Raw genomic sequence first — 23,702 nt, forward strand, 5'->3', positions numbered from 1 at the left:
TAAAACATGACTTACGTGAAGGACACACCTTACGTACCATTCCAACGGTACAGGTGTGTCCTTTTTTGCGTTCTAGGAGGAAAATATAATGGTTGAAGATAAGGTAAATACTCATATTACAAAAGAACTAGGGATGGCATTTGAACCGGATAACACGCTAGAGGACATCTTTATAGAATCAACTTTCAATCAATTTGAAAGAATACGTGAACATGAATTAGAAGAATTAGCTCGTATGAAACGTGAACGTACTGTAGGGAAAGGCTTAATTACCATAGTATCTGAAAAATTATTCCCAACTAAAAACGGGACATCTGAGCGGATACAAGTGCTCACAATGCAAATTGGTACTCATACGACAGCATATTGTCCACTTACAGAGGCAGGTATAAATATTCCTAAAAATCCTCAATGGCTGATAGGTAAAACAAAACCCGTTATTATTGAGCATTTCCAAAGAACTGAGGAAGGGAACTTTGCTGTTGTATCTATCACCGCAGGAGAACTTGCACTGCAAAGAAAATTATATGAAGAAATAGTAGAACAAGAGGGGAATAAAGTATACACAGGAACAGTTTCTGGACATATTCCATCTGCACAAACAATTCTGGTTGAAGTTCATGGTGTAACAGTGGGAGTAAGATACTCGCAATGGTCCCATTCATTCGTTCGCTCGGCGGATATTATTATTGGTGATGTTGTAGAGCTTATCATCGATAAAGTAGTGGAAAAGGATGGGCGCTACGAGTTTAGAGGAAATAAAAAGAAACTAGAAACGGATCCAATGGAAAAATTATTAGAATTAAACAAACGACGTGACCGCTTTGTAGGTAAAATTGTAGGTGTAGATGCTATTGCTGGGATTTTCGTAGAAGTTGCACCAGGTATTCAGTTTAAAGGGCTAAAAGGTCGTAATCTGGCAAATCCAACCGTGGATGACGCAATAAACCAAACAATTGTTACATGTGAGCTGCTTAATATTGATGCTAAAAATAGAAGAGGAACTGTACGTATCCTAAATTATCCGCAAGGCCAAAGTAAAAAATCTAATTCGTCAATTTACCAATTTTAATCGATGATTATGCGTACAATAGAGAAACAAATGTATACTTATATTCCTTCTATTCCTCATTTATCAAGTGAGGATGTACAAGGACTTCAAATATATCGGATACATGATTTGGATAAAACCTATGTATTCCACTCTTATGACGAATTAGTTAAGTTTAAGCAGCTTTTAACAGAGGAACAATATGCTATACTCAATTTTATTGGTGTTCATACATCCGTTCGGTTTAATCATTTATTATATCTATTCAAGAATAAATTTTCGCGGAAGAAAATTAATAATGCAATTCAAGGATTACTTTACTATCAATTTATCGAAAAATGGCAAGTAGAAATTTTGGATATAGAAATCTTTGAAGAAACATATACCTTATCAAATAATGGATTTAAACTACTAAAATACTGGCAAGGAAATATGTTCTTCTTTGCCCCAGAGCGTCTTGACAATCATGGTAAATATGTTCACCTGCGTTATTGGCATGACATAGACCTACTTTGTCATTTACGCTACGCTTCTTCATTTTTAGGTCATATTATGCATCCATCTATTAGTAAAGGGGTTTTTACCCCTTCTTTAAGTTTTATAGTAAATGGAGGAAAAGAACGTAAATTTAACTTTGTTGTATACTCCACCTTATTATCTGATCAAAAGGATCGATTAAAACGAATAATTGCTAGATGGAAGACTTTTGTAGAGTCAGGAAAAGATGTTATTATGCAGGACTTAGGGAATAACCCTACAATCTTAGTTATTTATGTTTCTACTAAAAAACAAGCAAAGCAAATTAATAATGAACTATTACTTGATTTAATTCCTGGTAAAGTATTGTTATGCATAGGGGAATCTTTACATTTTCAAGGATTACAACACGCTTTTTATCAACCTCTTGCAGAAGGGGAGATCAAACAATTAGATACAAAGCTATTTATAGAAAACTAAGCCACCATACAAGCTTTCGCTTTAAGGGTGGCTTGTTTATTTTATAATTAGCTTGGAGTATTCAAAAAAACTTAACAAAATTAATAATCCTGTATCTACCTCTATACAAAGCACAGATTTTGCGAAATAATATTCTTTGACACCTGTTAATAAAATAACATTATATACAAATATAGTTATTTCATTGGAGGAATATACAAGAAAGGAGTACTATATTGCTACGTATACAAAGAGGGTACATGTACGATCCTGATGATAATGAGGTAATAGTAAATGAAATTTTCTATGATGGTACATCAGAAAAAAAGTTAGGCAGTAAAATGGGTGTATTTGATGCAGTTAAAGTACCTGTTGCTATTTTTCAAAAGGTCCAGGAAAACGAAAGTATGACCTATATGGAAAGTGTTGAAGTAGAAGAAAAAAATATAAAGGAAATACTTTGTTATTTAGTTCAAAATCAAAAGCCAGAAAAGCTATATTTTGAAATACAGTACATGAAGTAACTCCAGGGACTGAATATAAGAGGGGATTTATAGCAGGGGATTCAGGGGCATTATTATACAATACATGTGGGATCTGCATATAAACTTCCTTCTTATCCCTGTTCTATTGAAAATAATTGAATATAATATAAAAATAGTTTAATATAAATCTATATTTATTGTTTAATTGATTCCGTTTATTCCCACACCCTATGTGTTGTGGTTGAGTTTTAGAAACAAGTTGTATTCTTGTTTCAATTATGAAAGGGCTTCTTTGAGCCGATTAGTGTATATATAGCTTATTTTGCTATGCACATTTTAATCGACTTGAAGAAGTCCTTTTTGTGTTGTCTTCGAGTTAGGAATCACTTATACATAAACTTTTAGGACTAAAAGTATGCTAAATGAGAAAACACATATTTTGTGCTTTTTGTTTAATTTAGAGGGGAGATTATATGAAGTTTTACAGAGCATAGCATAAAAAAATATGGATAAACGCACATATTTCGTGCTTTTTATTTAGAAAAGAGGATATTTATGATGAAATATGAACATGCAATTACTTTAGATAAGCCAACATTATCAATAGGAGAAATCATTTAAAACTTTCAAAAGAAAAAAATTAATTACCGCGTTAAAAGTTATGAACTTACTATCTATAAAATCAAACCTTTATATTGTTGGAAATTCCAAAATTTTACGATGAAGTAAGATAATAAGTATCCATTCATAATGGCATTCGAAAGAGAAGAAAAAGGGAATCTAAATATGGAAAGTACTTGTTGCAATGCTAAAAGCACGAGGAATCAGAATATGAAACTTGAGAGGAGTTATATAATATGATTACAGTTAATCGAGGATACATGTATGATCCGGAAGATGATGAATTTTTAATTACCGAGATTTATTATGAAGCTGCTACAGATACTAAACTAGGAAGTAAAATGAATAACTTATCTTACTCAGCCATTCCTAATGAGATTAAAGAAAAAATAGAAGCAACTGCTTCATTATCCTATGTGGAAAGCATTGAGATGTCTCAGCCATTAGCTGTCCTATATCAAAATGAAATTAACATGTATGGAAAACCAGAAAAATTATACTTTGAGTATACAAACATTTAAAAAGAAAAAAGACATTGAACGGTTTGTTTCAATGTCTTTTTTCTTTTTAAACTATAGAGGAACAAATGGTTAAGGCTTTGTTTGGCATCCTATAGTGTTTTAGGTGTGTTATACTTACATTTGCAAATTATAATATTCGGTAGAATGTCAGGTTTGTTTGCTACTATTCGATATATATAACTGGAGGAAAAATTATGGTTTTTTTTAACGAATTTCCGGAAAGAATACTCCTTCCTCAAGCGTGTGAAGGGCGTAGCCCAACGGTAGGTGGGAGATGAATTTCGGTTTGGCGTAGCCAAAAGGTTTTCCTTTTTATTTCACCTCTGATATAATCAGTCTTATAAATTATAAGGGCTGGTATATAAATGAAATTAGATAGTAATAATCATTCAGTATTCTTGTTATATTATCACCTTGTGTTGGTCGTGAAATACAGAAGAAATGTGTTTGATGATGATATGTCAGACTATGCAAAAGATATGTTTGTTCGACTATCTGAAAACTATAACATCACGTTAGTTGAATGGAATCATGATGTAGACCACGTTCATATTTTGTTCAAGGCACACCCTAATACAGAAATGACAAAATTCATCAATGCTTATAAAAGTGCAAGTTCTCGACTTATTAAGAGAGACTTTCCACAAGTGAAAAAGAAACTTTGGAAAGAGATGTTTTGGTCAAGAAGTTTTTGCTTGCTAACTACTGGTGGTTCGCCAATAGACGTAGTAAAAACATATATTGAAAATCAAAGTGAAAAGTGAGGTGAAATGATATGACAAAGCAGAATAAAGCATATAAATTCCGTTTGTATCCAACAGAAGACCAAGCACATCTTATGCGTAAAACTTTCGGTTGTGTACGTTTCGTGTATAACAGAATGTTAGCTGAACGGAAAGAAGCGTATGAAAAACATAAAGATGATAAGAATCAACTAAAGAAATAAAAGCTTCCCACTCCTGCGAAATACAAAGCAGAATTTGAGTGGTTAAAAGAAGTTGATTCATTAGCTTTGGCAAATGCTCAACTAAACTTGCAAACTGCCTATAAAAATTTCTTTAGTGGTCAAAATGACTTCCCAACATTCAAAAGCAAAAAAGACAGAAAGTCTTATACAACGAATGTAGTGAACGGAAATATTATGTTGCTTAACGGTCATATCAAATTGCCAAAACTGAAAATGGTACGTATCAAACAGCATAGAGAAATACCACAAGGCCATATAATCAAGTCATGTACGATTTCTATGACACCTACTGGTAAATACTATGTGTCCATTTTGACTGAATACGAAAAAGAGATCGTACAAAAAGAAGTAGAAACAGTTGTTGGATTAGACTTTGCGATGGATCAATTATACGTCAGTTCTGAGGATGAGAGAGCCAATTATCCTAAGTTCTATCGTGAAATGTTAGACCGATTAGCAAAGGCGCAACGAGTATTATCAAGACGTACAAAAGGTTCAGGGCGTTGGAATAAACAACGTATCCGTGTAGCTAAGCTGCATGAAAAAGTAGCAAACCAACGTAAGAACTTCCTTCATCATAAGTCTAAAGAGTTAGCTACTCATTTTGATGTTGTAGCTATTGAAGATCTAAATATGAAGGGAATATCGCAAGCACTTCATTTTGGAAAAAGCGTCGCTGATAATGCTTGGGGTATGTTCACTTCTTTCTTAGCTTATAAACTAAATGAACAAGGCAAACAGCTTGTGAAAATAGACAAATGGTTTCCTTCCACAAAAACATGTAGCAGTTGTGGAAATGTGAAAAATATGTCATTGTCTGAGCGAGTCTATTCTTGTATATGCGGTGTAAATCTCGATAGAGATTATAACGCAGCTATCAATATCAAAAATGAAGCAATACGCCTATTAGCGTTAGCATAGATAGCAATAAAATAACCCTTGGAACAAGGGAGTTAGCTCGGCTGTCTTAGGACGAATTCGTTAGCTACCAAAAGTAACGACTAACCGAGAAGCCCCCACTTCAAACAGTCCGTTAGGGCGTTAAATGGCGGGTAGTTCACTGCTGCACAAATCTTGTCGTAAATTAGTTGAGGAGTTCTCATTGATTTTAGAACAATACGTGAAGCTGAATGGTTATGTTACAGACATTCGTTATCCGTATTTTGAAGCACTTACTGTCCAAGATGGATTAATGGCTCAACATGCTCAAAAAGTAATGAGTTTCTATAATGAAAAATTAAACAAGCTAAATATACATGAAATTGTGATTGATTAAAAATAGAGGATATACATAAGAGAGGGTTCCTATAGTAAGGGACTCTCTTTTTCTATGTAGAAAAGAAGAGGCATGTTTTATAATGATGAATACATATAGAGAAATTAAAGAGGAAATGAAAAAAGTCTATTTATCTCGAGATTGTTGTTTTGTAGGTTACAGTGGGGAAAAGATAGTCCGTTGACACTATTATGTAATACAATTGCTGAGATTCTTCTAGAGAACCGTACAAAACCTATTGATATCTTGGCTTCCTAGGTTGGAGTAGAAACACTTCTATGATGGCTGATATCTCACTGACATTACAAAATATCTAGGCTAATACAGATAAATAAGCAGCTAATCGCTTGTTTATACACTTCTAAACCTCTCATGATAACAGTAATTAAGAGCCTTGCTTAATAAGACGAACCATGAATTTATTTCGCATCTGCTGCGTCAAGATACGTTTATTCAACCCTGCTCGTTTCACTTCAAGTGGAATCATCTTTTGTGTAGCAACCTCACACAAAGCCTTTTGATCATCTTTTTCGTACACCCAACTATATGTTCCATGATTAAAATTAAATGCCACAAATAGGGATTATCTGTATACTTTCTAGCTCTTAAAGGTTCCGAAATAGTTTTATAGTACTTGTAGATAATTTTCGTATAATCCTTTTATAATGATATATCTATTTATGCCATTCTCACCACGAACCACTAAGGTATTTCTAACAAGCTGTATATGGCTCATATTAGGCGATACAAGCTCTTGTAAGGACAACCCATAGTTTACTACTAAATCTATTATAAAAGCGTTTCTATCCATAATAAGAGGGCGGTATTTAACTTGTCTTTCTGTTAATCCTTTTGTTGAAAGTATAGTTTGTTTTAATAGTTTTTTTCTGATTCGATTATAAAATCCTTATCACTTAGTGATTGATCAGGAATTAAGGAGAGGTGAAAATCATCTACTGAAGTCTAAACATGTTCAATTTATTTAAGAACCGTCATATTCTGTGACTTATTTTCTAGCTCATAGAAATACTCCTAATAATTTTCTTTAGGTAGTTCACTCCATGATTTGATATGTAGAAGTTTCTCATTTACTCTTAGTCACTTATAAAAACCTTTAATATCGTAATTATAACGTTCAACCCTAGATTGTTTATGTCCATTTTCTGCTAAATAAGCAGAAAATGCTACTTCTAAACTAATACCCTTGTTCATTATAATCACCTAAATTCTTATCATATATTATAACAAAAAATAAGTGAAAGACCTGCTACCGCCCTTTGCTGCGCTCGGTTGCTGGCATATAAAAAAGGAAAACGGACAAACAACCCTTTTCCTTTTTTATATGTTGTTTTTTATTTTCAATGACAAAAAGACAAATCTAGTCCTAATAAGGATTCATAGATTTGTCCTTTTACATGGGAGTAATGATATGTTTAATTACCATTATTATAACGGTTTTTACAAATATTTTCAATTAGGTCTGACATCTTATTAATAATCATATTAGTAATTGTAAAATCTATTATAAATATATATCTTATATATTAAAAAGAAGTAAAGATAAAACTTTTATAGGCTATCAAAAATAGAGAAAAGACCTACTCTCACAAGGGAAAATTAGATATTATAACGTAAAAAATCATAAATAGTAGAAAATGTATCCGTAGATTCAATAATTATTAGACTTTCAATTCTACAAAAAAGCAGAAAGAAAATTATATGTTTCTACATAAAATCGGAAAGAGATTGATACAAATCACATTATATTTATTCAACCTTTAAAATAGGACATGTTTTCTTTATTTTGGTAAATAAGCAGTGTGTAGCGTCCAATTATCCATATTTTGTTCAGATAATGTAGCTATTTGTTAACATTACACAGTATTTACACATAACTCACATTATTATTGATGATTTTCATTAGATAAATTCAATAACACTAGTATCCCCAATAATATTGGTAAAATAATATTCACATTTGATCATATTTGTCCTCATATTCACTTTTTTTATTAATATCCTTCTGATTTTTTGTAGATATAAAATTGGATATTTTACTACACGTAAAGAATATTTAATGTGTAGTGTGGAAATTTTATTATAGGTAGAAGAGGATTGGTATAGAAATGCATAAAAAAAGACTCCATTTTACATGGGGTCCTTCTGATTTTGTATTTATAAATAGAGTAGTAGAAAAGGGGGGAATAAACCAAACACGAATAGCCCTCCACTTTTGATTTTTTCAAAAATAGAGAGCTTGTTATTATCATTTCATTTCCATTGCGGTTAGCACCTGATCTGGAGCTGTTATTGTTACACCGGCACGTACTAAACGTTCGAAGGTACGCATAAACTCTAGTAAATTAAACTGCTTTGGTAGCTCAATCACACGAAGTTTTTCTTGTGGCAGCTTATCAATTGCCTCGATAAACCATTCGCGCACATCACTTGGAATTGTGCGTTCTTTATGGCCACGAACTGTTAGTTTTTCACGCATTTCAATTTCTAAAGCGATATATGCATGGAGATTCACTCCCTGATCATATGCATATTTTCTAAATAACGTTTCTTCCTGGTATTTTAGATAATTACGGTGATAAGACTCTTCTGTTACTGGTACTGCAAACTTCTGCTTCAGTAGTGCATGTACATTTCTAAACATCTTCTTAATGTTATGAAGAGAGTACATAGAATAATGTAGACCAAAATTAAAGACAGCTTTCTCACGGTCACTATTTCTCTCTTTTGGTATATGTTGTGCAATAAGAGGGTAGATACCTTCTTTCGCCGCTGTATCCAGAATTTGATATTGAGATGTCTGATGTAATAGTTTTTTCAATGTATATACAAGTTTTGTAGGGTATCCTTCTTTGCGATCAACCATATCACGAAGCCCACGAATGACACTACGAATTTGACGATGACAAGTATGCTTTAGTACATGAATGAACTTATTCATGCCTGTAGACAATTCACCGATATTCATTTCTTGTAGAAGTGATTCGATGAATTTCGCTTTACGTGCATAGGTAGCTTTTGGTGTAAACGGATCCCTGTATTGTTCTTCTCCAGATTCTTTCGAACATAAGAAGTCTGAATGGATAGATAGATATAGCGTTGTATATCGTTTTGTATATTTTACACCTTTTTGCATTTTGCAAATTTTGAATAGGGGACTACCCGTACATGAGAATGTAATTGTTAATTCATCGATAACCGCACGGATTTGATGCGGATATTTTTTATGTAAGAAACGATACATCCCGCCAAAGTGAGTCTTGTTTCCTCTTTCGTCTTGCTTGTCCAAAGAGCGCTTTAGCGTTATTTCTGTATGTTGTTGCATTGCGATATCTAAAAATAACTTCTTAGCCGCTACAGATAACTTAAAGAAAGCCTTTGTAAATACAACAGGACTAATATATATGTACGGATTTGCTTTTTCTGTTTCCCCATTCAGAAAATGAGTGAGTTTAATTGTGTAACGGCCATCAATTCCATTTTCAATGGAGATAATGTTATGTAAGCTTAACTTTTTCAAAGCGATATAGAATTGAGAGTGTTGGATATAAGCAAATTCTTCTTTATATTGTTTGTAATCTTCCCACATCATATGTATGGTTACATTGGGAATGACACCATTAGTAAAGCATTTCTTATGTATATATAAGAACACTTCGAGATCAGCATTCGTAATGCCGTATAATTTATGCTTTCTTCCCGTTTTTTCTGCAAGTGCAGACATTGCGCGACGTGAAAAAGATGGTTTGGCTCTTTCGACAAATCCATCCACATCCGCAATACGCTCTTCGTATGTCATGTGCTGTAGAATATCTTCTAAATAAGTATCTTTATAACTGTAGTACTTCTCCTCAAATGCTTCCACAAGCTTTTGCCAAGATTTGAGTGTTACTAAAACTGCGTTTGTTGTTTGCCCATTTAAGCTTCGTTGATTACGTATCACAAATGATTTCCCCATCTTTTTCACCTCCGTTCTACAAATTCAGAAATATATGTCAAAATACTATAAAATATACCAATTATGATTATAGCAAATCGAATTTTGTAAAAATGTGCCCTTTAAGAGAGAATTTCAAAAAAGGCAACACCTTATGGGCCTTAGAGCGACAAGGGATAGAGAAAATTGTTATTTTTATTTTTGGTACGCGACTTGGGAAGGAATGTTGCTCTTTTCTTGTATGATGCTATTTAATGAGAAAAGGAGGAATCCTTTAATATCAATACTTTATTGATATTTCAATTGATTTTTGGTACGCAACTTTGGAAAGGTGTTGCTCCTTTTTCAGGAAAATGGGTACGCGACTTGGGAAAGAATTTTTGTGTAATATATAAATTGCTTGTGATTTAACATCTTAGATCACCTGATATAACAGCATTTATGGCTGATTTCACTAATAAGATAGGTACGCGACTTGGGAAAAACGTTGCTTATTTAGAAAAAAGTACGCAAGATGGGAAGAATGTTGCTTCTTTTTCACCTGAAATTAAATAATTTAAATGTTTAGTGTTGCTTATTTAGAGAAATAAGTACGCAACACGGGAAAAATGTTGCTTATTCTAGTGGAATAGTACGTAAGTTGAGAATGATGTTGCTTGTTTTGGACTAAGGGTACGCAAGATGGGAAAGATGTTGCATGTTTTACTTCCATTTAGTGAAAAGGGTTTACAAACTAATAAAAACTAAGTGTATTGTTGCTATTACAGATACGAAAGTTAATTCTTGAATATTAGTTTCCATTTATTTAATATTTTTTTATTTTGGAGTCTACCAATGTTTATCCTTATGAACTTAATATTTTATAAAGACATTATCAAATATATTTAAAATAAAGATTGGGTTAGCATCCTTTCAGATATTTCAATGTCCTTATTGATAGTAATACTAGGAACGGTACTATATACAATTCTATTTTTAGTAATTTCAAAACCCAAAAATCAATAAAGATTTACTTTCAATTATCACTCGAGGAAAGGAAAAAGACAGCAATAAATCAGCTGTCTTTTCTTTCTTGACACCTATAACATTCTATTTTTTAGGCATCCACGTATGTCCACAATTTATGCAACCATTGACAATGTTCTTTCTACCAATAAATCCACTGAATATTGTTACAGGAAATCCTAAAAATACAATAATTATAAAAGTAAATCCAAACACATTTTGAACACTATAATCTCCATGATCGTCAAAACGAAGAAGTAAACAAAAAGAGACTATTGGAAAATAAGCAAAAGAAGCCTAAAAACCAGGTTCTTTTGCTTATTCCTTTATGTAAACTTTTCAATATAAATTTAGGTTGAAAAAGCTTGGATTCTATACTTCTAACCCTATAAATAATTTAGTTTTCTTCCAATTATTCACTTGAGATCCACTACTAATAGGACTAATTATTTTTAAAACCTTTCACAACGATTGTATTTTTTGAATATTCAACTAAATATTTATAAATAAATTAAAATGTTAGAAAATACAAATAATATGGTATTCTTATTTATGTAATATTCATTCCAAAAAAGGGGGATTTTTCATGTTTAAGAAAGTAATAATTGGAACATTAGCAACTGGAATTATGTTATCTGGTGCTGGAGGAGTATTTGCGGAAACACCTACTGATACAAGTGTAAAATTAAAAACAATTGATAATAAAAAAAGTTTTGTTAAGAAAAAAGAAAAACAAGACTTTCCTGGTTACAAATCAAAAGGGGAAATACCCACTGTAAAAGAGTGGAATGGAGTAACTTGGTATTTAAAAGGAGTAACTGAAGTAAGTAAAAATTCATGGACAGGACATTATGAAGGATGGCGAACAAGTAATAATTAAGAAACTTTAATTTATTACTCAAAAATAGGCAAAAAGACAGCAATCAATCAGCTGTCTTTTCTTTTTTGATCTATAGACATTCTATTTTTTAGGCATCCATGTATGTCCGCAATTCATACAACCATTGACAATATTTTTTCTACCAATAAATCCACTGAATAAAGTTATCGGTGCCCCTAGGAGCATCATTAAAAAAACAACAAATGCAGCCATATCCTGAAGTGGAGAATGTCGAGAAACTATTCCAATAGCTATAAGTGTAGCTAACATAAGAAACAGAATTAAAAACATCCTTTTAAAATTATAACCACGTTTATTACCAACTATTTGATCAGATTTACATTTCCTACAAACAACCCGCCTAGTTACTTTTTCTTTTTGCACTGTCATGTTCAATCACCCTCTTTAACTATAAATTCCAATAAGCTAATTACAAGATATATCAACTACAATAAGATACAAATATTATCAAAATAAGAAAAAGGACCTTAAAAACCAGTTTCTTTTTCTTATTTTCCAATGTACACTTTTTATTATTAGTTTACTTTCAAATCCCCTTAAATATTAACTTCTCTCCGAACCCCCTGATATCCTCAATTTATATAATAAAAGTATACATTGAAAACACTGTAAATAAAGATTTCACAATCCCTTATATGTTTAATCATTCACTCTCTCTTTCATCTAAAATCTGCTCAAAACGAAATTTAAAATAAACTAATTTAGTCCATCTATTTCTAGCAAAAGTTAAAATGTTAAAAATATATGGAAACAAAATTGAAGTTGAAATTAAAATTATTAATAGTACAAATCCCCACATTTCTTTTGAAAGAGAAGCTGAGTCTATAAAAGCACTAAATAAAACCGTCACATACATAATAATTAATGGCTGTATTCTATGTATGCTATCTTTTTACGACATTAAGATATATTAGAATTAACATGGTATGAATGATTAGTAGCAATTGATATAATTGTATTAGAAGCAATTAGGAGGATTATTAGTGGAGAAGTTAAAAGTACTATTTCAAAACACCTTATATATAGCTTACCCTCTTTTAACTGGAGTTGAGGGAAGTGAAAAGGTTTTAAATAAATGGCAACAATTCTATCAAGATGTAGAAAGAGATCTACAGGAAATTTACAACTCATCTTATTCATCACAGACTTTCGAAAGGCTAGTAAAATGGGTTTCTAAAAAGGAAGCTTTAGGATTATCAGGGATAGACATTCTTCCAAAACTAGAAAATCATAGGGAAGAAATTTTTGAATGTTTAAGAGATGACTTATATATGGAGTTTGGAATTAAACTGCCTATTATCGCAAAAGAATTACCTTTACATTCAGAGGCTAAGAGTGATTATATAGAACGAAGTAATGCAGGGTTTATGTACCATTTATCAGACACTATTGCTAAGAATAAGTTTACAGATGACCAAGATAAGAATGTACGGATTGCTCAATTACAGGATAAACAAAATAGTCTAGTGGTAGTATCGTCACACGATGATGGTGATATGAAATTACAAAGAAAAGAATTAAAAAGATGGAATACACTGATTGATTCTACTTTTTTAACAAGAGTAATGGACGATTTGACGGCGGACTGCCTCGATATTGTAACTGAACTTTGGGTAAAGAGTGCGGAAAATGATAAGACTATTGTGCCTGTACATTACGAACAAATATTAGATATGTGTAATATGAAACAAATCAAAAATGGTAAGTCTTATTATCGAAAAGAAGACAGATTAAAAATTATGGAGCGATTAGCTGCTCTTGCTAGTATTTTTATTTATGTCAATGAAGATAATGAGATCGTGATATTAAATGAAAAAGATCCAAATGAAAGCCTAACTTATAAAAAGCAAAGAATTCGAAGGTTATTTGTAATGGATGAAATTATCATTGCAAAAGATATTGATACGGATAAAACATTAGGAATAGAGAGTATGAACGTTACACCAGGAAGCTTTTTATCAAAATATCTCTATGGATCTGAAAAGCTAACAGGTTTATTATCAAAAAAAGCCCTAGAGTATAACAGCAAGCAACAGAGATATCACAAAAGATTAACCAGATATCTAAGTTGGCGTTGGCGCATTCAACAATCCTATCAACATTTAACACATTCTTATAGTATTGGTGGTCCTAAAGGGTTATTACAAGTAATGGAGATAAGCATGAATAGGAAACCAAGTCTAATAAGACAAGTTTTTGAAAAGACTTTAGATGACCTTATGAGCGACCAAGTAATTCAAGAGTGGAAATACTCTCCCGAAATTGATGAAGAAAAATGTAAGGGAAAAAACTGGTTTGAAAACTACTGGTTAAAATTAAAAGTAAGCATTTCTCCTACAAATGAACTTGTTAAATTACAACAAGAGTTGATTACTAAGAAAAGTAAGCAGCAAGTACCCTTGGTCATTGAGATGGAAGAAAAGCCACCGGTAATTGAAGAGAAGCCAATAAGTATAGTAAATCAAGAACCCCCTAATAGTATTGAGTTTTATATTGAAAAGATGAACACGTATAAAGAGAAGAATAATAAAAGTATTCGTGAGTTAGCGAAAGAAATAGATATTTCGTATTCAACACTTTCAAGGATGTTATCCGGTAAAAGAAAACGATTAAATGATGATACGAAAAATAAGCTAGATAAGTGGATAGAAAGACAGGTAGTAGTTAATCTGCTGTAAACGACGGTTTAAAAATAAATATATATAAACAAAAGGACTTAATCAAAGTAATGATCGATATTATCCTCTTTAGGTAGACAATGTAAAAAAGACCATGTACACACTTTGATGTTACACCATTACTTGGAGAGGATTTTTTAACATGACTAAAAAAGGTTCAACATTAAATGAACATTTGGAATGATTGATTTTATCAACTATTCCAATTTAATTAAAGGTAATATAGGCTGAAGAAAAATAAACATAAGATTCGCATGAATAACTTTCAAAATAAGTGTAATATGAACCATAAGTTTTCTGGAACAGCAAACTTATGGTTCTTTTGTTTGCTGCAAAGTTATGCCCCTGGATTTGAAGAAAATTCTTAATGTCGTTTTTTAAATAAAGTCTCGACGTTTTAAAAAAATTGCGATGTTTTGTCCCTTGGGATCTGTGTATCTTAAGGGATATACTTATAGTTCCCAAAAAATCTGAACGGAAAGACCGATTTAGGAATTGTTGAGTAGCAATAAAGTTATTGCATTTTTAGAATCAGTTCCTGCTTTCTGAGAAAAAACTTCGTCACTATATTATCTAGATTAATTTGGTTGTATTCTCCAGTTCGAACAAACTTTAAAAAATAGTTGTAATTCATCTTGAATTGAAAGATGGATAAAAAACATCATCTTTTCTAGTTAAATTTTAGAAATAACAACTTTTTTACAATTGGGGAAGTAAAAACTCTTAAGTTGATAGGAATGTATGGTGACTGCCTTGTATGTTATTCAAGGATAGTACTTTATATGAGTATGCAATTGTACATATTCATATAAAGTACATAATACATAAAATCCCATAAAATTATAGTAATAACATTTTTTTATATGATATTTATTAAGATTCAATGATACCAACAAATTTTATGTTTAATTATAGTAGTAAAATTATTTCACTTCATGAAGTGATAATAGTATAAAAACTTTTTAAATATAATTAGAAAAAAATAAAACATTTAATGTCAGAAAAATCGAACATTAGATACACAATTTTCTAGTTTACTTATGAAAAACATAGTGATTAAAATGGGGGGGAAGTAAGGACCTTATATTCTATCAAAAACAAATAAAAAACGAGATGCACTTACTCTTTTGAAAAATTTTTTATCCTCAAGTGTGTGTGAAGAAATCCTAACGTTAGGTTGTACAACATTTACGATCAAAACTTGTAAAAAACAATAGTGAAGAGGTGTAAGGAATGAAGAATAAAATTATGACAGGATTTTTAATAACATCAATTGCTACCGGGGCGACTATTCCTATCAATACTCTCGCAACGCCAATCGTTCAAGCAGAAACAAAACAAGATAATATAGATATTTCCTCAGCGTTACGAAAAATAGGTGCACACTCCAAATTAACACAAACCTTTGTCGATGGAGCCTTAGCAAGTCCGAATGTACAACTTGTAGAAGTTCCATCTTTAAATACAACTCAATTTCTAATTAAACAAGATATGAAAGAGTGGTCATCCGAACTTTATCCCAAATTAATTCTATTAAATTCAAAAAGTAAAGGATTTGTAACTAAATTTAATAGTTATTATCCAACATTAAAAGGATTTGTAGATAATAAGGAAGATAAAGAAGGGTTTACAGATAGACTGGAAGTCCTTCAAGACATGACCATAACAAACCAAGAAAGTGTGCAACGTCAAATTAATGAGTTAACAGATCTAAAACTACAGTTAGATAAAAAGGTGAAAAATCTTGATACTGATGTGGCAAAAGCACAGAGTGTCCTTAATTCAGAGGGAACAGGAAAAATAGATAAGTTAAAAAATGAAATGCTAGATACAAAAAAATCAATTCAAAATGATTTACAGCAAATAGCATTATTACCAGGAGCCTTAAATGAACAAGGGCTAAAGGTATTCCAAGAAATTTATAGTCTATCGAAAGATATCATTGAACCGGCTGCTCAAACAGCAGTAGTAGCGTATAACAAAGGAAAAGAAATAAACAATGCTATTGTAGACGCAGAGAAGAAAGCAGAGCAAGAAGCAAAAGAAAAGGGAAAATCAGCTATAGAAATTGAGGCTGCAAAAAAAGAAGCACGTGAAGCAATAGAGAAAAGTAAAAAAGGTGAAATCGCTGCAGCTGCAGTTACAAAAACGAAAGAGTATGATCTTATGAAAGTGATTGATCCTGAAAAAATAAAAAAAACATATAATACTTTTGCTGAAATTAATAAACTAACAGCAGAGCAACGTGCATATTTAAATGATTTAGAGAAACAAAATCAGAAATTATATGACTTAACAACTAAATTAACTGTAGCGGATTTACAAAAATCAATGATTCTTTTCATGCAAAATGATTCGCATACATTTGCTAACCAAGTAGATGGAGAAATTGAGCTAATGAAACGTTACAAAGAGGATTTGGATCTAATAAATAATAGTATTACAAAATTATCGACTGAAGTTGATGCCAATAACACTCACTCTCAAAAAGATACATTAAGACGATTAAAAAGTGTAACGACTCAACTCGAAGAGCAAGTTTGTAAATTCTAATATTAAGAACATAGGTTTATCAAAAAGATTATATTGCAACTGAAAATAAGGAGGAGATTAAATGATGAAATTTCCATTTAAGGTTATAACTTTAGCCACTTTAGCAACGGTTATAACTGCTACGAATGGTAGTACTATTCATGCACTTGCACAAGAACAGACAGCTCAGGAACAGAAAATAGAAAATTATGCGTTAGGACCTGATGGATTAAAGAAAGCGTTGGCTGAAACAGGCTCTCATATTCTTGTAATGGATTTGTACGCAAAAACTATGATTAAGCAACCGAATGTAAATTTATCCAATATTGATTTAGGTTCCGGAGGAGGAGAATTAATCAAAAATATTCACCTAAATCAGGAACTGTCACGAATCAATGCAAATTACTGGTTAGATACAGCGAAGCCAAACATTCAAAAAACAGCACGTAATATTGTAAATTATGATGAGCAATTTCAAAACTATTACGACACATTAGTAGACACTGTAAAAAAGAAAGATAAGGTGAGCCTCAAAGAAGGAATAGGGGATTTAATCGATACAATTCATACAAATTCAAATGATGTTACGGAAGTCATTAAGATGTTAGAGGCTTTTAAAACAAAGTTGTATACAAATACTGTAGATTTTAAAAATAATGTTGGTGGTCCAGATGGACAGGGCGGATTGACGGCTATATTAGCGGGAAAACAAGCACTAGTCCCACAACTTCAGGCCGAAATTGAGAATTTACGTTCTACACAGAAATCACATTTTGATAATGTATTAGCCTGGTCAATTGGTGGTGGATTAGGAGCTGCTATTTTAGTTATTGGAACGATCGCAGGAGCGGTAGTAATTGTTGTGACGGGTGGTACAGCTACACCAGCTGTTGTGGGTGGTCTTACAGCTCTAGGAGCCGCTGGTATCGGTTTAGGAACAGCTGCTGGTGTCGAGGCATCTAATCATATGAATTCTTATAATGAAATTTCGAATAAAATCGGAGAATTAAGTATGAAAGCTGATTTGGCTAATCAAGCGGTTATTTCACTTACTAATACCAAGGACACTCTAACATATTTGTATCAGACAGTGGACCAAGCAATCATGTCTCTAACAAGTATTCAGCAACAATGGAATAAAATGGGGGCTAATTATAAAGATTTATATGATAATATCGATCAAATGCAAGAACATAAACTTTCGTTAATACCTGACGATTTAAAAGCTGCTAAACAAAGTTGGAATGATATTCATAAGGACGCAGAATTCATTTCCAAAGACATTGCTTTTAAACAAGAAAAGACAAACTAAAAATTAATATATATTCATAGGAGGAATTAAAGTGAATAATAATTTTCCTTATAAACTACTTGCTGTATCGACGTTTTTAACCCTGACAACAACTACTGTAGTTTCACCAGTAGCTGCTTTTGCAAGTGAAAGTAAAATAGAACAAACCAGTACGGAAGATATATCTCTTTCTGTAAACAGTGAAAAGATGAAAAAAGCTTTGCAAGATGCTGGGGTATTTGCAAAATCCATGAATGATTACTCTTATTTGTTAATTAATAATCCAGATGTTAACTTTGAAGGAATTGATATTAAAGGATATACAAATCTACCTAGTCAAATTGCACAAGATCAAAAGAATGCAAGAGAGCATGCTACAAAATGGGATGCGCACATAAAAAAACAACTTTTAGATACCCTTACAGGAATTGTAGAGTATGATACCACATTTGACAATTATTACGATACATTAGTAGAAGCAATTAATGAAGGAGATGCAGATACATTAAAAGAAGGCATTACAGATTTACAAGGTGAGATTAAACAAAACCAAGCATATACACAGAATTTAATACAAGAACTAGCTAAGTTAAGAGATAGTATTGGAGAAGATGTCCGAGCATTTGGAGGTCATAAAGATATCTTGCAATCGATTTTAAAAAATCAAGCATCTGGAATAGATGAAGATGAAAAACGCCTAAATGATGTTTTAGAGCAAATAAGACATTTTAAACAAGTAGAATCGGATGGAATAATAACTGTATCATATCCCTCAATCCCTACATGGATTGCTGGAGGTGTAATGATAGGGGTAGCAAGAAATAATTTAGGTACGTTAGAGCCGTTATTAGCGCAATTACGGCAAACGGTAGACTATAAAATAACATTAAATCGTGTAGTTGGGGTTGCGTATAATAATATTGCTGAAATGCAAAATGCAATTGGATCAGCTATTAATGCTCTTACCTATATGTCAGCACAATGGCATGATTTAGATTCTCAATATTCAGGAGTACTTAATCATATTGATAAAGCATCCCAAAAGGCAGATCAAAATAAATTTAAATTTTTAAAACCTAACCTGAATGCAGCAAAAGATAGTTGGAAAACATTAAGAGCAGATGCATTTACATTAAAAGAAGGAATAAAAACATTAAAAATGGATCCTGTTTCTTCGAAAAAATAGGGAAGTATACTAAAAAGGTGGAGTTGTATCAAGAGCTTCACCTTTTTTTATTGTAGTTGAGTTGTATAAACAAGTTTCATCTTGTTTCAATTGTGAAAGGACTTCTTTGAGTCGATTAGTGTATATATAGCTTATTTTGCTATGCACATATTTAATCGACTTGAAGAAGTTCTTTTTGTGTTGCATTCAAGTTAGGAATCACTTGTATATAGAACATCGGAGGCTAATAGTACACTAAATGAAAAAGCACATAATTTGTGCTCGTTTTTCTCATGAAACAATAGGGGTTTATTTAAAGGAAACGATCTATGATTGCAATTGTATGGAATATCTAAACATTCAAAAGTTAAATACATCCGAACAAATTAAATTTATGCATAATGGACAAATGGTATTAAGAACATTACAAGACATATGTAATGAGAGAAAATTTACTATCATCGCTTGTACTGTAGTAAAGATATTAAAATAAATAGGCACGAGGGCTTATATTTAGATATTACAACTAAAAAATAATGTGAATAACTAGCACAGCTATTAGGATTTTTTCATTTAGAAAAATACTATGGACATTATTAAAGATCATTATTATTAAATTTTTTTGATTAGATCTGACATTTTATTAACACTCATACTACTAATAAAAAAATCTATTATAAATATATATCTTATATATTAAAAAGAAATAAAGATAAAACTATTATAGGTTATCAAAAATAGGGGGGAACTCTACTCCCACAAGGGAAAATTTGATGTTAGCACGTAAAAAATCATAAATAGTAAAAAATGTATCCGTAGATTCAATAATTATAAGACTTTCAATTCTACAAAAAAGCAGAAAGAAAATCATATGTTTCTACATGAAATCGGAAAGAAATTGATACAAATTACTTTATATTTATTCAACTACGGAAATAAGCTTCATTTACTTGATTTTGGTAAATAAGCAGTATTTAACGTTCAATTATCCACATTTTGTTCAGAAAATGTAGTTATTTGTTAACATTACTCAGTATTTACACATAACTCACATTATTATTGATGATTTTTATTAGATATATACAACAACACTAGTAGTTACAATGATGTCAGAAAAATACTATTCACATTCGAGTATATTTGTCCTCATATCCACTGTTTTTATAATTTTATTTTTGATTTTTTGTAGGTATTATGAGGTATGTTTTATTACATTAGAAGAATACTCCCTGGCACTATGTGGAGAGTTATATAGTGCTAGAAGAGAATTTGTATAGAAGTGCATAAAAAAAGACTTCATTTTACATGAAGTCCTTCTGATTTTGTATTTATAAATAGAGTAGTAGAAAAAGAGTATGAATGAAACAACTACGAATAGCCCTCTAATTTCGATTTTTTCAAAAATAGAGAGCTCGTTACTATTATTTTATTTCCATTGCGTGTAGCACCTGATCTGGAGCTGTTATTGTTACACCAGCACGTACTAAGCGTTCGAAGGTACGCATAAACTCTAGTAAATTAAACTGTTTTGGTAGCTCAATCACACGCAGTTGTTCTTGTGGTAGTTTATCAATTGTTTCAATAAACCATTCACGTACATCACTTGGAATTGTGCGTTCTTTATGACCACGAACTTTTAGTTTTTCACGCATTTCAATTTCTAAAGCGATATATGCATGGAGATTCACTCCCTGATCATATGCATATTTTCTAAATAACGTTTCTTCCTGGTATTTTATATAATTACGGTGATAAGATTCTTCTGTTACTGGTACCGCAAACTTCTGCTTCAATAATGCATGCACATTTTTAAACATCTTTTTAATGTTACGAAGAGAGTACATAGAATAATGTAGGCCGAAATTAAAGATAGCTTGCTCACGTTCGCTATTTCTTTCTTTTGGTATATGCTGCGCAATAAGAGGGTAGATACCTTCTTTTGCTGCTGTATCGAGAATTTGATATTGAGATGTCTGATGTAATAGTTTCTTCAATGTATATACAATTTTCGTTGGATACCCTTCTTTTCGATCAACCATGTCACGTAGACCGTGAATTACACTGCGAATTTGACGATGACAAGTATGCTTTAGTACATGAATGAATTTATTCATGTCTGCAGACAATTCACCGAAATTCATCTCTTGTAGGACTGCTTCGATAAATTTCGCTTTTCGAGCATAGGTAGCTTTTGGTGTAAATGGATCCCTATGTTGTTCTTCTCCAGCTTCTTTCGAACATAAGAAGTCTGAATGGATAGACAGATATAATGTCGTATATCGTTTTGTATGCTTTACACCTTTTTGCATTTTGCAAATTTTGAATAGGGGATTCCCCGTACATGGTAATGCAGTTGTTAATTCCTCGATAACCGCACGGATCTGATGCGGATATTTTTTATGTAAGAAACGATACATCCCACCGAAGTGAGTTTTGTTTCCTCTTTCGTCCTGCTTGTCTAAAGAACGCTTTAATGTTGTTTCCGTATGTTGTTGCATTGCGATGTCTAAGAATAGTTTCTTAGCTGCTACAGATAGCTTAAAGAAATCCTTTGTAAATACAACAGGACTAATATATACGTACGGATTTGCTTTTTCTGTTTCCTCATTCATAAAATGAGTGAGTTTGATTGTATAACGGCCATCTACTCCATTTTCGATGGAGATAATGTTATGTAAGTTTAATTTCTTTAATGCGATATAGAATTGAGAGTGTTGGATATAAGCAAATTCTTCTTTATATTGCTTGTAATCTTCCCACATCATATGTATGGTTACATTTGGAATGACGCCGTTTGTATAGCATTTTTTATGTAAGTACAAGAACACTTCAAGATCAGCATTCGTAATACCGTATAATTTATGTTTTCGTCCTGCTTTTTCTGCAAGTGTAGACATTGCCCGACGTGAAAAAGATGGTTTGGCTTTTTCAACAAAACCTTCTACATCCGCAATACGCTCTTCGTATGTCATGTGCTGCAAAATATCTTCTAAATATGTATCTTTATAGCTGTAGTATTTCTCCTCAAATGTTTCCACAAACTTTTGCCAAGACTTTAGTGTTACTAAAACTGCGTTTGTTGTTTTCCCATTTAAGCTACGTTGATTACGTATCACAAATGATTTTCCCATCTTTTTCACCTCCGTTCTACAAATTCAGAAATATATGTCAAAATACTATAAAATATACCAATTTTGATTATAGCAAATCGAAAAATGATGAAAGGTGCTCCTTTAAGAAGAAAATTAGCAACTTGCAACAGCTTATGAAGCTAGTTGTATCAAGGGATAAGAGAATTTCATGATTTTTTTTTGTGTTAAGGATACCGCAAACGTGTTGCAAGTTGTGTGATATGTATAAAAGTAAGTGAAAAAGAACCTAAACCCTTGGTATATAAAGGATTATAGTGAAAATGGTAGGGAAGTTAGGGAAAGGATACCGCAAACATGTTGCAAGTTAGTGAACGTAATGATTAAAAATGAATTGTAATAATTACCCTTGATATAAAAGGACTTGTTGACATTTATAGAATGAAAGTAGGGAAAGGATACCGCAAACAGTGTTGCATCTTGTGAGAAAAATAAGGGCATGCATACCGCAAACGTGTTGCAAGTTGGATGATATGTATAAAAGTAAATGGAAAAGCACCTAAACCCTTGGTATATAAAGGTTTAGAGTGAAGATGATAGAAAAGTTAGGGAAAGGATACCGCAAACATGTTGCATATTATGTATGTAACTTATAAAAAATATGAGAAAAATAGCTTAAAAACTTTAAAATGACATGATTTTTTTTAGAATTACTTAGTTGAGAAATAAATTATACTGTTGCAAGTTGAAAGAGATAGGGAAAGGATACCGCAAACGTGTTGCAAGTTGATTAGAAATAGGTAAGAGAAAGAGCAAACGTGTTGCAAGTTGAGAAATATAAGGCAAACAAAGCGCAAAAAGAATGTAAGTAAGGAGAAAGAGGTAAGAAAAAAAGCAACCTGTTGCAAGTTGAGGAGTTAAGGAAAGCAAGGCGCAAAAGAAATGTAGGAAGAAGAAATAGGGAAAAGAAAGAGCAGAATGTTGCAAGTTAAAGAGTTAAGGAAAGCAAAGCGCAAAAAGAATGTCAGTAAAGGAAAATAGGTAAGAGGAAGAACAACCTGTTGCAAGTTGGAGAGTTAAGGAAAGCAAGGCGCAAAAGAAATGTAGGAAGAAGAAATAGGGAAAAGAAAGAGCAGAATGTTGCAAGTTAAAGAGTTAAGGAAAGCAAAGCGCAAAAAGAATGTCAGTAAAGGAAAATAGGTAAGAGGAAGAACAACCTGTTGCAAGTT

Annotated in this window: 13 protein-coding genes and 4 pseudogenes; 13 read left to right on the forward strand and 4 right to left on the reverse strand. The window is 31.9% G+C overall.

What is annotated here, in order from left to right:
- Positions 1-88: 88 nt before the first annotated feature.
- From NST86_RS30290 to NST86_RS34970, 8 genes and pseudogenes are all read left to right on the forward strand, one after another.
- A complete protein-coding gene (locus NST86_RS30290; RefSeq protein WP_000228952.1) occupies positions 89-1,072 on the forward strand; it encodes a hypothetical protein in 984 nt (327 codons plus the stop codon).
- Between the two features lie 9 nt (positions 1,073-1,081).
- The gene (locus tag NST86_RS30295; protein ID WP_033685861.1) at positions 1,082-2,008 is read left to right on the forward strand and encodes a hypothetical protein; all 927 of its coding nucleotides are present in this window, start codon (positions 1,082-1,084) and stop codon (positions 2,006-2,008) included.
- Between the two features lie 215 nt (positions 2,009-2,223).
- Positions 2,224-2,511: a hypothetical protein gene (locus NST86_RS30300; protein ID WP_002083359.1), complete on the forward strand. Its 288-nt coding sequence runs from the start codon at positions 2,224-2,226 to the stop codon at positions 2,509-2,511.
- 818 nt (positions 2,512-3,329) lie between these two features.
- Positions 3,330-3,614 (forward strand): hypothetical protein, encoded by a 285-nt coding sequence (locus tag NST86_RS30305; protein WP_000633825.1) that lies wholly within the window; start codon positions 3,330-3,332, stop codon positions 3,612-3,614.
- 365 nt (positions 3,615-3,979) lie between these two features.
- Positions 3,980-4,378: an IS200/IS605-like element ISBth16 family transposase gene (gene tnpA / locus NST86_RS30310; protein WP_000762752.1), complete on the forward strand. Its 399-nt coding sequence runs from the start codon at positions 3,980-3,982 to the stop codon at positions 4,376-4,378.
- An 11-nt stretch (positions 4,379-4,389) separates the two neighbouring features.
- A pseudogene (locus NST86_RS30315) lies at positions 4,390-5,502 on the forward strand (RNA-guided endonuclease TnpB family protein).
- Between the two features lie 139 nt (positions 5,503-5,641).
- A pseudogene (locus NST86_RS30320) lies at positions 5,642-5,857 on the forward strand (HEPN domain-containing protein); the annotation flags it as partial.
- An 82-nt stretch (positions 5,858-5,939) separates the two neighbouring features.
- Positions 5,940-6,112: pseudogene (locus NST86_RS34970) on the forward strand (phosphoadenosine phosphosulfate reductase family protein); the annotation flags it as partial.
- A gap of 136 nt (positions 6,113-6,248) precedes the next feature.
- Here NST86_RS34970 and NST86_RS30325 read toward each other — a convergent pair.
- Together NST86_RS30325 and NST86_RS30330 are read right to left on the reverse strand one after the other, a co-directional pair.
- Positions 6,249-7,069: pseudogene (locus NST86_RS30325) on the reverse strand (integrase); the annotation flags it as partial.
- 1,054 nt (positions 7,070-8,123) lie between these two features.
- A complete protein-coding gene (locus NST86_RS30330; RefSeq protein WP_086423410.1) occupies positions 8,124-9,833 on the reverse strand; it encodes a hypothetical protein in 1,710 nt (569 codons plus the stop codon).
- Between the two features lie 1,570 nt (positions 9,834-11,403).
- On the opposite strand from NST86_RS30330, the gene NST86_RS30335 reads away from it, so the two are divergent.
- Positions 11,404-11,697: an LCI fold-containing protein gene (locus NST86_RS30335; protein ID WP_000475236.1), complete on the forward strand. Its 294-nt coding sequence runs from the start codon at positions 11,404-11,406 to the stop codon at positions 11,695-11,697.
- 81 nt (positions 11,698-11,778) lie between these two features.
- Here NST86_RS30335 and NST86_RS30340 read toward each other — a convergent pair whose 3' ends face one another.
- Positions 11,779-12,087 carry a hypothetical protein gene (locus tag NST86_RS30340; protein WP_086423411.1) on the reverse strand — a complete coding sequence of 103 codons (309 nt, stop codon included), beginning with the start codon at positions 12,085-12,087 and terminating at the stop codon, positions 11,779-11,781.
- Positions 12,088-12,701: 614 nt separating this feature from the next.
- Here NST86_RS30340 and NST86_RS30345 point away from each other — a divergent pair.
- The 4 genes from NST86_RS30345 (at position 12,702) to hblA (ending at position 19,405) form a co-directional block, all read left to right on the forward strand.
- Positions 12,702-14,396 (forward strand): helix-turn-helix domain-containing protein, encoded by a 1,695-nt coding sequence (locus NST86_RS30345; protein ID WP_065845682.1) that lies wholly within the window; start codon positions 12,702-12,704, stop codon positions 14,394-14,396.
- Between the two features lie 1,233 nt (positions 14,397-15,629).
- Positions 15,630-16,949, forward strand: coding sequence for a hemolysin BL lytic component L2 (gene hblC / locus NST86_RS30350; RefSeq protein ID WP_227593484.1), 1,320 nt, complete (start codon positions 15,630-15,632; stop codon positions 16,947-16,949).
- A 61-nt stretch (positions 16,950-17,010) separates the two neighbouring features.
- Entirely contained in the window at positions 17,011-18,240 is a 1,230-nt protein-coding gene (gene hblD, locus NST86_RS30355; protein ID WP_000975323.1) for a hemolysin BL lytic component L1, read from the forward strand.
- 31 nt (positions 18,241-18,271) lie between these two features.
- Positions 18,272-19,405, forward strand: coding sequence for a hemolysin BL binding component B (gene hblA, locus NST86_RS30360; RefSeq protein WP_001063467.1), 1,134 nt, complete (start codon positions 18,272-18,274; stop codon positions 19,403-19,405).
- Between the two features lie 1,400 nt (positions 19,406-20,805).
- Here the strand turns inward: hblA and NST86_RS30365 are convergent.
- Entirely contained in the window at positions 20,806-22,515 is a 1,710-nt protein-coding gene (locus NST86_RS30365) for a hypothetical protein (RefSeq protein ID WP_340935142.1), read from the reverse strand.
- Positions 22,516-23,702: the final 1,187 nt, after the last annotated feature.

Origin of the sequence: Bacillus sp. FSL L8-0199 (assembly GCF_038005705.1) — a bacterium.
In the GTDB taxonomy this organism is placed as follows: domain Bacteria; phylum Bacillota; class Bacilli; order Bacillales; family Bacillaceae_G; genus Bacillus_A; species Bacillus_A cereus.